Source organism: Companilactobacillus kimchii DSM 13961 = JCM 10707 (assembly GCF_001435445.1).
Taxonomy (GTDB): Bacteria; Bacillota; Bacilli; order Lactobacillales; family Lactobacillaceae; genus Companilactobacillus; species Companilactobacillus kimchii.
Map to the genome: position 1 here is coordinate 1 of NZ_AZDH01000001.1, position 10,979 is coordinate 10,979.

The following is a 10,979-nucleotide window of genomic DNA, read 5'->3' on the forward strand; positions in this document are numbered from 1 at the left end:
TTGATGGGTTTTTCTGTCCACTTAAATGTTCAACTTAAATTTTACAATCTGCCTTACATTTAAGAATTCATATATATGAACTAATGAAACTATTTCTCCGCTAGTAAGAAGGTACAAGATAATTAGGTACATTCTTTGATCTTCGTTAAAATATCTGTTTGTATCGGGAATATTCTGTATCTGTTTTTCTAAAAAGTTTTTTGATTCATTAGGGATAAAGAATTGCCCTGAATTAGATCTAGTAATCGAGGACAAATTATTTCTTTTCAATTCAATATTTATTTTTTTCAATGAATATGAAAGTTGTCTCGGTGTTAAATTTAATTTACGTTCCAGTTCAAAACTTTTACTAACCTGAAAATGAATTATTTGCTTTAATACGACCGTTTCCCTGTCATCCAACATTTCACCTCCGCTCCACGTCTATAGATTAGCCCAGAAAATAGCAAATTGGAATGCGCTTTCATTTCGACTTTTGTCCTACATTTTCGAAATGAGTATGCAAAATTGAACTTACCTTCAATAGTGAAATTTTATAATTTTTAAACAAATACCATATCAGTAAGTTTTTCAGTACAAAAAAAGCTTCAATAATTTGAGTTTTCACATTCAAACTATTGAAGCTTTTTTGGGGTTTATTTATTTAATACTGTTTCTTTATTATCAATAATTGAGCCTAAATTGAAGTTCAAAATATTATCTTGTTTATCAACAACAATACCGGTTAAATTGTAATGTTTAATGAAGGACATGAACTCTTCCTTCTTAGATGAAGAACCTACTAGGGCCCAAATACTAGCCTCAATCAGACTACTCCTAATAACAGTTGTCTGATGATTATCGGCCTGGTTCATTTTATAAGTGTTACCTAAAAATTCGTCATTTTCAAAAGTCGAAATAGCGCCATTCTTCAAATAATAGGTCGTCAAATCTTCTTCAACGTTAGAAATATTAATTTCCCAATGGAAATCAGAATTTTGTTTGGTAGCAAATTTAATACTTCGATCACCACTCAAGTAAACTCCCACTACTTCGGGATTTTTCAAAAGTGGTTTGAGTGTTTCATCAAATACCTGTTCAATTGCCCAGTTTCTAACTATAACTGAAGGATCAAACTTACCTGCAAAGTATGGTTTATAAATACCATTAGTCATCTGTTCTGACAATATGGCTGAATTATAAATCTGTTTAAAATCATTTGAGGCTGTTAGAGGTTTTTGATCGCCACGTTGAAACTTGGATACTAAAGAGTCATATCTAAAGGCAGAAAATTGACGATCAATTTCTTGCAGACGTTCATCAATTCTTTCTGTCGCTACTTTTAGGAGTTCCATAACGGTAACGTTCGTTGTTAGTGTTGCTAATTTAATTAAAAAATTCATATTCATTTGATTGATTGTTTTAGTTTTTAAATAATACTTTTCATTTTTCATTTAATGTACCTCGGTTTCTAATTCTTAATACACTTTAAAGTATATCGGGTGAATTTGAATTATTTATGACTAAAATTAGAATAAAATGACAAAAAAATAAGATGTATAACGTCGTTATACATCTCACTTTAAAGCTATTTTATCTGTAAACCCATCACGAAAGTTTTCCATACCGAGATTCCTATCGACAATCATTCCAGTCAGATGGTACCTCTCGATGAATTGTGGGAACTTATTAGTTCCGGCAGATATTCCGGCTGAAGACCAAATCTTAGCATCCAAGGTATTATTAGTTACAATCGTTACTTGCTCAATATTGCTAGATTCTTTTCTCAAACTGTGAACTTCATTAGAAGTTGAAACTGCACCATTCTTCAAGAAATAAGTTGCCAACAGAATATCTAGATTATTGGGATCTTTAATGGCAATGCGCCAATTGAAATCAATATCAGGTCGACTAGCCAAACGAACATCTTCACCACATCTCAAGGATACTCCATCAATATTGTCGACACTGAGTAGTCTAATTAAATATTGATTGAACAGTTGGTCAATAATCCAACCATTTAACAAACCAACCGGATCATATTTACCATTATAGTAGGAACTAAAGTAATGTTGTGTCATTTGCTCAGCTGTAATTGTTTGTTCATAGACTTCTCTAAACGTTTCAGAAATCATTAAAGCTGTTTCGTCGCCATCTTGAAATCTGCTTAAGAAAGAATCCTTATTTTCTACTGAGAACAATTCATCATACTTCTTAACTTGGGTATCGACCTGCATAACAGTTTGATCTAAAATACTCTGATCAAAGATCTCTTCTTTAGGTACTGCCAACTTAATTTCGAGTGGCAGATCAAATTTATTTAAAACGGTACTTATGTATTTATATTCAGTCATATTTATCACTCCTTTGCGTAAAAAAATACGTATGCTCATCTAATTTATCGATAAGTATACGTACTAAATGTGATGAAAATATGACCAAAGTTTGTGGAAAGATTTAAGCTTCTTTTTTATTAGAATTCAAAAGTAAATTCAGAATAATTGCTGAAAAACTCCCGACAACTAAACCATTATTTAAAATAGTTTGTAGTGTTGATGGTAAGAAATGAAGTAGAGTTGGTTGAACTGTTACTCCAAGTCCCAAACTGATTGAAACAGCCATAATCATAATATTATTATTATTCATTTTAACTTTAGATAGCATCTTGATACCTTCAATACCAACGGTACCAAACATAATCAACATAGCGCCACCTAAGACGGCATTAGGAATCAATTCAGCTACCGCACCAACCTTAGGGATCAGGCCTAAGATGATCAATAAAAAGGCTGAGAAGTAAACTGGCTTATTCTTCTTGATTCCTGATAATTGAACAACCGCAACATTTTGCGAGAAAGTCGAGTATGGGAAAGTGTTAAAGATACCACCAAGAATAGCAGCTAACCCTTCAGATGCATATCCACGTTGCAAATCATTCTCATCCAAATCACGTTTTGTCAATTCAGCTAAAGCATAGTAAACACCAGTTGATTCGATCATACATGTTAAAGCTGCTAAGAGCATAACAAGAATTGATGACCATTCAAACTTAGGTGTTGCAAAATAAAATGGACGTGGAATTTGGAACCAGTGCGCTGAGCCAACACTTGCAAAACCAATCTGACCCATACCGATTCCCATTAAATATCCAGCCACAATACCAATCAGAACCGCAATCTGTTGAATAAATCCACGGCCCCAAATACTTACGACAACGATAATTAATGCTGTTGAAAATCCTAAAATTAAATTGGTTGGGTTACCGAACCCTTTAGCAGTAGCGTCCCCACCACCAATATTTTGGAAAGCTACCGGTATCAAAGTAAACCCAATCAAAGTTATTAGAGAACCAGTAACAACTGGTGGAAAAAATCTCTTTAATTTGGCAAATACTTTCGAAATTAACATGATAAAAATACCAGCCACGATAATAGCGCCATACATATAGGCTATTCCAAAGTGATGTCCTATATTTTGTAACGGTGTTACATATTCGACCGCCGATCCTAAAACAACCGGTAATCCAATCCCAGTCAAAGGTGTTCGCTTAATTTGTAACAGTGTGGCTACCCCACACATAAAAATATCTACTGAGATTAAGTATGTCATTTCCTTAGCGCTGAAGCCCAAAGATGCACCGATCAAGATCGGTATCAAGATATCTCCTGAGTACATGGCTAGTAAATGTTGAAATCCTAATAGCAGATTCTTAAAAAAAGAATCGCTCTTATCATTCATATTAAGATCCATTATTGCCCCTCCTATATTTAGAAAATTATAACATCTTTTCTGAAAGTTATTAAAGGCGAAGTTTGGATTAATTAAAACATTATCTATGATAGAATGAAGGCAGTATAAAATAGGAGGAATTCTAAGAGATGAATAAAAATCATTTAGATGACGCTTGTACAACTATCTTAGTTGGTAAAAACGCCAGTATCGACGGTTCAACAATGATCGCCAGAAATGACGATACATTTTTTGCCGTTGCCCCACACAGTTTCGTATTAAACCCTGCTGTTAAAGGTGAAAAAGGTCGCAAAGTTAAATCATGGTTAAACGGCTTCGAATCCGAAGTTCCCGAAAATGGCTACAAATGGCCTGCAGTTCCTAACGTTGACTACAAGAAATTCGGTTATTATGACGAAAGTGGTATTAATGGTAAGAATGTTGCTATGTCAGCTACTGAAAGTACTTACGGTAATGAACGTGCATTAGCCTTTGACCCATTAGTTAAAGATGGTATGGACGAAGACGTTATTGTTCGTATGGTTCTTCCTTATGTTGATTCAGCTAAAGCTGCCGTTCAACGCACTGGTGATCTTATCAAAAAGTTTGGTTCACCTGCTGGTAACTCACTTCTATTCAGTGATAAAGACGACGTTTGGTACATGGAAATTGTTACAGGTCATCACTGGGTAGCTCAAAGAATCCCTGATGACAGTTATGCCGTTTGTGCTAACCGTGTTTCTATCCAACAAGTTGATTTCAATAACTCTGATGAATTCATGTGGTCAGAAGGAATCCAAGAATTTGTTGAAAAGAACCATTTAAACACAGACAAAACTGGTTTCAACTTCAGACATATCTTTGGTACAGATAATCTTAAAGACCGTCACTACAACACACCACGTGTATGGTTCGGTCAAAAGTACTTCAACCCTGAGATTCAACAAGATCCAGAAGATGGTGAACTACCATTCATCATGAAGACAGATCACAAGATCACTGTTGATGATATTGAATATGTTCTAGGTTCACACTATAACGAAACACCTTATGATCCATATAGCCCATATGCTTCAGAAGATGACAAACATCGTTACCGTCCAATCGGTTTGAACAGAACACAAAACTCACATGTTCTTCAAATCAGAAATGACGTTCCTGAAGAATATGCTGCTATCATGTGGTTATGTATCGGATTCCCAACATTTACACCATACATTCCATTCTACACAAACATGAATGAAACAGACGATTCATATAACGACGCTTCACTCAAGTTTAACTTCAAGGATGCATATTGGATGTATAACGCTCTATCTGTTCTTGTTGAATCAAACTACAGTGAATTCATCCAAGATGATATTGACTACTTAACAGATATTCGCCAACAATTACGTGCCTCAGTTGCTGAAACTGATAAGCTTGCCGCTAATTATTCAGGAGACGAATTAGTTGAATTCTTAACTGACAGAAACCAAAAGGTTGTTAAGGAAATGAGAGACAAGACACATGACTTCTTTGGTGAACTTTATACAAAGGGTATCAATCTTTCAAAACTTACATTCAATATGGATGCTAACCTATAAAATCAAATGATAATCTCTCTGACTCTCGATGGGTTGGAGGGATTTTTTGTTATGTTTTATAGTTGATCTCCCCTTGCTTTCAAATTTAAATTGAACTATCTTTCTACTTAGAAATATTAATATATCGAGGTTTTTCAAAATGGAACCAACATTTAACAGGATGACTCCTGCCGGATATAAAGCTATTGAGCAAGAGATCAAACATTTGAAAGAAATTCGTCCCAGAAAGATTAAAATATTGGCTGCCGCTGCTGCTTTGGGTGATCGTTCTGAGAATACCGAATACTCAACTGCTAAAAGAGATCTTGGTCACTTGGAAGGTCGTCTACGCTTTCTATACAAACAGCTTCAATACGCTGATGTCGTCGTCCCTGCTGACAATGACAAGCTGGATATCGGTAAATTCGTAACGGTTGAATTCTTGGATGATCATGATCAAGTTACTTATCAATTAGTTGGTAAACAGGAAGCCAACCTAAATCAAAACAAGATTTCCTTTGCTTCACCGATTGGTAAAGCTCTGGAAAATCATAAGGTCAATGATGTCGTAACGGTAAGTGCACCTGATGGTTCCTATCAGGTCAAAATCATCGAAATCAAACTAAATTGATTTTATAATTATTTAAATATGGTACGTACCGATTTAAAAGAATGCCCGTTTAAAGCTAACCCTGTTACATACCTATTCTTGATAAACATCATGATATAAAAAAAAGAATAGTCAAAACTCGACAACCACGGGTATAATAAAGTATTGATTTTTTAGGAGGATGTTTTTTAATGGATGAAAGTAAAAAGTTGGCCAAGAAGACCCTTGATCGTGGTTTCTGGCTGGCATTTTGTGCTTCTGCTCTTTGGGGAGTTTCGGGTACCGTTTTACAGTTCGTAGCTAAGAACTTGAATATTCCCACAATGTGGTTTATTGGTACCAGAACACTTATAGCTGGTATCCTTTTGTTAGCAGTTGGCTTAGTCGTTTTACCTAAAAAGGAATTCTTTGCTGTTTTTAAAAATAAAAAAGATTTTCTAACACTACTTAGTTTTTCCGTTTTTGGTTTATTAGCTAATATGTTTACCTTTTTTCACGCTGTTAAAACTGGTAATTCATCAACAGCAACAATTCTACAGTACCTCTCACCTTTGTTTATCATGATTGGTGCCGTAATCTTTACTAAAAAGAAAACTTCACGTGTGGACGTAATTTCCTTTATCATTGCTTTAATTGGGGTTGTCCTTATGATTACTCGAGGTGACTTAGGACATCTCTCAATTCCATTTATTTCAGTTCTTTGGGGTATTGGTAGTGGTATCACCGCTGCACTTTATATTACGATCCCACAAAAGCTGATTGCTAAATATCATGGAATCTTAATTACCGGTTGGGGTATGTTAATCGCCGGATTAATTTCCAACTTATTCAATCCTTTCTGGGTCAATGCTCCTAAGATGACTGCTGGAAGTATTCTAGGTGTTGGTACAGTTATCTTGCTTGGTACAGTTCTGGCCTTCCTATTGATGGTTATCAGTACTAAATATACTACAGCCGCTATTGTTAGTATCACTGATGCTGTGCAACCTTTCACTACTTTAATTTTAAGCGTCATTTTTCTTCATTACGCGGTTAACCTTGCCGAAGTAATTGGTGCCGTTATTGTTATCGTAGCCATTTATGTATTGAACCGCTATGATACTGAATAATTGAATTTTTGAAGCTGAATAATTGATTCGGCTTCTTTTTTTTTCACAATTTTGTTTTAATAAGGGTGTGCGTTAAAAGGAGGAATATTCGTTTATGAAAATATTTGCATATGGAATTCGTGAAGACGAAGAACCATCTTTAAAGAAATGGGAAGAGGCTAATCCTAATGTTGAAGTAGGCTTCACTAAATACACTTTAACAGCCGATTCAGCTAGATTGGCTGAGGGGTCTGACGGTGTCGTAACATTACAGACTTCTCCCTACACTAGAGAAGCTTTGGAAGTACTTAATAAATTAGGTATTAAGTACATTTCTATTCGTAATGTCGGCTTTGATAACTTCAACTTCAAAGATCTCAATGATCTTGGATTTACTCTAACAAATGTGCCCGTTTATTCTCCAAATGCCATCGCTGAGCATACCGTTCTATTGATGGGACGTTTACTACGTCGTGTACCCGAATTCGATGAGAAATTCGATAATGGTGATTTCACTTGGGCTCCTACTATTGGTAAAGAATATCGTGAACAAACAGTTGGTGTTGTTGGTACCGGACATATTGGCCGTGTAGTTATCAAGATTTTACAAGGCTTCGGTGCTAAAGTTGTAGCTTACGATGTTTACCACAACGACGACATCGAAAAACAGGGATTGTACGTAGATAGTTTGGAAGAACTATACAAGCAATCAGATATCATTACTTTACATGTTCCATTATTCGATTCTAATAAATACATGATCAACGATAAGGCCATCTCACAAATGAAAGATGATGTTTATATTATCAACTGTGCTCGTGGTGAATTAATTGATACTGATGCTCTTATTAAAGGATTAGACAGTGGTAAAGTTGCTGGAGCTGGACTTGATGTTCTTGATAACGAGAACTCCGTCTTCGGTAAAGTTTGGAGTAGTGTTGACAACATTCCAAACGAAAAAATCAAGAACTTAGCTAAGAGAACGAATGTTATCATTACTCCACATAGTGCCTTCTATACAGAGACAGCAATTCATAATATGATTACAACTTCATTCGATTCAAACAAAGCCTTAATTGAAGGTCTTAAGCCAAATAATATTGTTGATACAACTAAATAGAACTTAACTAAGAGACACTTTCCTTTCGGAAACAGTGTCTCTTTTTTTGTAGCGTCACAAATATTTGTAACGATAAAACTTTGAATTTTATTTTTTTAATAATAATTAAAATTTCAAAAATAATAGTGTTGGTATAAGCTGTTTTAACAATATTTATAGATAATATTTTTACTTTCTAAAATTAAATAAATTTATATTGGCCTATTCTTCCTCAAATAATTGTCCCTATTGATTTCTAGCCATTATGTAACGATGCCACAAAATCGAGACACCTATTAATCAATCTTTCCGTTGCTATAATAAGGCTGATAGCCTTTACAGCCTGTAATTATTTTTTGAGGAAGGAATGGATTATATGGATGTATTCAAAGTCTTAAAACATCTGCTTATATTTTTTTGGATTGCTCTTTTATTTTGTTTAATAATCCTTTCTTTGGCAACGACAACAACCATTACTTTGGCCAACAGTACTACTGAAGACCAGGAAGCAATTGATAGCGCTCCTCCGGGGCTTGATATTCACAAATTTTTTAGAATTTCTCCACCCCAAAAGAATGTTAGTGATGATCCGTTTATAAATAACAACGCTCAAACTACTAAAAATGGACAAGTTCTTGATTTAGCAAATGGTTCTGGTGCCTATGGAGCAGCTTGGTCTGACACTTCGGCTGGAAACTATATAGATATCCGCAAAGATCAAACCGTCTCTGCTTGGTTATACTTTGGTGCAGCCACTAATAATGAGCTTTTAAATGGCCAAGGGATGGCTTTAGTTTTACAAAACGATCCTCGTGGTTATAACGCTATGGGTGCCGGTTACCAAGGACTTGGAGTTTATGGATACGACAAAGCAACTACCTCGTATTATTATTTTACAGAAGGATCCCCTGTCGTGGCTAACCGTGATTATATTGCTAGTACTGCTGTTAAAAACAGTATGGCTCTAGAATTCGATAGCCAAATAAATGACGTTCTTTCAACAAGAGATGAGGCCCCTATTCAACTTCTTTATAAATCGGGTGACTTGTCGAACCTTTACAAAGGTACATACTATTACACATTAAATGGATACGATACAAAGGATACTGCTAATAGAATTCCTATTCCTTCTACCTATCCCTCCAATTCTTCATTTGGAGCTAGCGGTGGTTACGGACATATTGCGGTAACTTATCCGGGCTTAGCAACTAGTTATGCTCTTTTACCAATAGGGGCTTCCAACCAATCCAACTCTGCTTGGAAGGGGTTCACAACGGCTGCTTCTATTATTCACTCTGGAGCTAAGTCGGCACAATTGGTTGATGCTGGTACCGATGACAATCCTATTTATTGGCATCATGTTACCTTCACTTGGAAACACGCTCAAGACGATAAATCAGCACAAATAAAATATGCTTTTAATGACAAATATTTAGATGGGACAATTAACAATGATAGTAGTACTCTTAGCGGATATCCTCGAGTTGATCAAACTGTAGACGTTGATCCTAGTGTTTTTGGTAGTATCAAGGACAATAAATTATATTGGGGATTTACCGGCGCCAATGGGAGTTCAAAGGGTGTTTACAGTAAATTAGTAGTTTTCGAATCAATTCCTGCACTAGTTCACGCCGATGCAAAAACAAATATCACTGACAACACTTTGGACAAAGTGATCACAGATGACTCTACTGACAAAAGCATTGCCCACGGTGACAAATTAACAATTAACTATGACATCAATTATGATACCGAAAATAGTCGTGTTGATTGGAATAATATTGCCGCCGAAATTGATTTACCATCTAATATTAATTATGATTCCGATAGCAATGGAAATATTGCTGCAATTAATTACAAAAATAGCTTAAATGGAAACACAAAAACCGAATACATCAGTGGCACAAACTTAACTTCCCAAACTTTGAAATTCAAACTAGCAGAGAACCTAGGCAAAGTTAGCAATACTGCTTATACCAGTGCCAATATTTCAATCAATGGTACAGCTGAGAACACAACTGACCACGACATCGACGTACCTGAAGAACCAGCCAAATTTTCAGGTGAGAATCAAATTTCCACAACTAGTACTCCAGAATTCACGGTGGCCTATCAGAAGAATTGGTTATTAACTTTTAAAAATCCTGCCCCAATAAATATAGTCTATAACGATGCTAACGAAAATTTAAATTTACCCACACATCTTAGTTATGACAAAAACCATCATTTCAAAGCAGAGGACCCTATTCGTTATGATATAAGTGTTGGCAATAAAACTTATACTACCAGTACTCAAGCCAACTCAACCGATACATCAGCTATTGGAACTATTCCTTTGAGAAGTATTATTGGCAATGATTTCTGGAATATTTTTAAAGAAAAAACTACTCAAAAGATTACCGTCACCGCTACCGATAAGGATGATATTAAATCGAATACTGTTACATATACCGTTAATGTCTTACAAAATAAATTTTTGAATGTGAATGCATCCAAGGACTTAGATTTCCAAGATGTCAACTATTTATCGACCAACGAATACTTAAAAAGAAAAAATGGATTCTCAGTCAGCGTTACAAGCTTAAGAAATCCTTGGAAACTATCCGTTTCAACTTCAGAAATTAAAAAAGGCAACGTTAATTTTAATGGAATATTAGTCTATAAAAAGAAAGATGGAACTGTTTATGATCTAACCTCAGAAGAAGTACCTATTGCCGAAAACGACGTTGTTAGTGATCAACTAGTAACAACAGTAATTTCAAAAGATTGGACAGATAATACTGGACCTTTACTGAAACAAACTGGAATTAGCGAAGCCGGCAAGTATAGTGGAACCGTAACTTGGTACGTCACCAACAGTATTTAAAAAGATGTTTGACAAAAGATAATTCGGGGTGTAACTTATTCAC

The 10,979-nt window shown here is 35.2% G+C and carries 8 protein-coding genes; 5 read left to right on the forward strand and 3 right to left on the reverse strand.

The features are described from left to right. Positions 1-635 precede the first annotated feature (635 nt). The 3 genes from FC97_RS00010 to FC97_RS00020 all read right to left on the reverse strand — a co-directional run bounded on the left by FC97_RS00010 (position 636) and on the right by FC97_RS00020 (position 3,729). Complete coding sequence (locus tag FC97_RS00010; protein WP_054642577.1) at positions 636-1,433, reverse strand: FAD:protein FMN transferase; 798 nt, start codon at positions 1,431-1,433, stop codon at positions 636-638. 123 nt (positions 1,434-1,556) lie between these two features. Beyond that, positions 1,557-2,333 (reverse strand): FAD:protein FMN transferase, encoded by a 777-nt coding sequence (locus tag FC97_RS00015; protein WP_054642578.1) that lies wholly within the window; start codon positions 2,331-2,333, stop codon positions 1,557-1,559. Positions 2,334-2,436: 103 nt separating this feature from the next. After that, the gene (locus FC97_RS00020) at positions 2,437-3,729 is read right to left on the reverse strand and encodes a nucleobase:cation symporter-2 family protein (RefSeq protein WP_054642579.1); all 1,293 of its coding nucleotides are present in this window, start codon (positions 3,727-3,729) and stop codon (positions 2,437-2,439) included. 128 nt (positions 3,730-3,857) lie between these two features. Here FC97_RS00020 and FC97_RS00025 point away from each other — a divergent pair, with 128 nt between their 5' ends. From FC97_RS00025 to FC97_RS00045, 5 genes are all read left to right on the forward strand, one after another. After that, on the forward strand, positions 3,858-5,294 hold the full coding sequence (locus FC97_RS00025) for a C69 family dipeptidase (protein WP_054642580.1): 1,437 nt from the start codon (positions 3,858-3,860) through the stop codon (positions 5,292-5,294). A 139-nt stretch (positions 5,295-5,433) separates the two neighbouring features. Continuing rightward, positions 5,434-5,904: a transcription elongation factor GreA gene (greA, locus tag FC97_RS00030; RefSeq protein ID WP_054642581.1), complete on the forward strand. Its 471-nt coding sequence runs from the start codon at positions 5,434-5,436 to the stop codon at positions 5,902-5,904. Between the two features lie 170 nt (positions 5,905-6,074). Continuing rightward, positions 6,075-6,992, forward strand: coding sequence for a DMT family transporter (locus tag FC97_RS00035; protein WP_054642582.1), 918 nt, complete (start codon positions 6,075-6,077; stop codon positions 6,990-6,992). A gap of 94 nt (positions 6,993-7,086) precedes the next feature. Next, on the forward strand, positions 7,087-8,091 hold the full coding sequence (locus FC97_RS00040; protein WP_054642583.1) for a D-2-hydroxyacid dehydrogenase: 1,005 nt from the start codon (positions 7,087-7,089) through the stop codon (positions 8,089-8,091). 433 nt (positions 8,092-8,524) lie between these two features. Further along, a complete protein-coding gene (locus FC97_RS00045) occupies positions 8,525-10,936 on the forward strand; it encodes a hypothetical protein (RefSeq protein WP_200958240.1) in 2,412 nt (803 codons plus the stop codon). Positions 10,937-10,979: the final 43 nt, after the last annotated feature.

Excerpts from the sequence above, each read along its gene's own strand:
- FC97_RS00025 (WP_054642580.1), top strand. The coding sequence starts at position 3,858 with ATGAATAAAAATCATTTAGATGACGCTTGTACAACTATCTTAGTTGGT.
- FC97_RS00040 (WP_054642583.1), top strand. The coding sequence starts at position 7,087 with ATGAAAATATTTGCATATGGAATTCGTGAAGACGAAGAACCATCTTTA.
- FC97_RS00035 (WP_054642582.1), top strand. The coding sequence starts at position 6,075 with ATGGATGAAAGTAAAAAGTTGGCCAAGAAGACCCTTGATCGTGGTTTC.
- FC97_RS00015 (WP_054642578.1), bottom strand. The coding sequence starts at position 2,333 with ATGACTGAATATAAATACATAAGTACCGTTTTAAATAAATTTGATCTG.
- FC97_RS00010 (WP_054642577.1), bottom strand. The coding sequence starts at position 1,433 with ATGAAAAATGAAAAGTATTATTTAAAAACTAAAACAATCAATCAAATG.
- greA (WP_054642581.1), top strand. The coding sequence starts at position 5,434 with ATGGAACCAACATTTAACAGGATGACTCCTGCCGGATATAAAGCTATT.
- FC97_RS00020 (WP_054642579.1), bottom strand. The coding sequence starts at position 3,729 with ATGGATCTTAATATGAATGATAAGAGCGATTCTTTTTTTAAGAATCTG.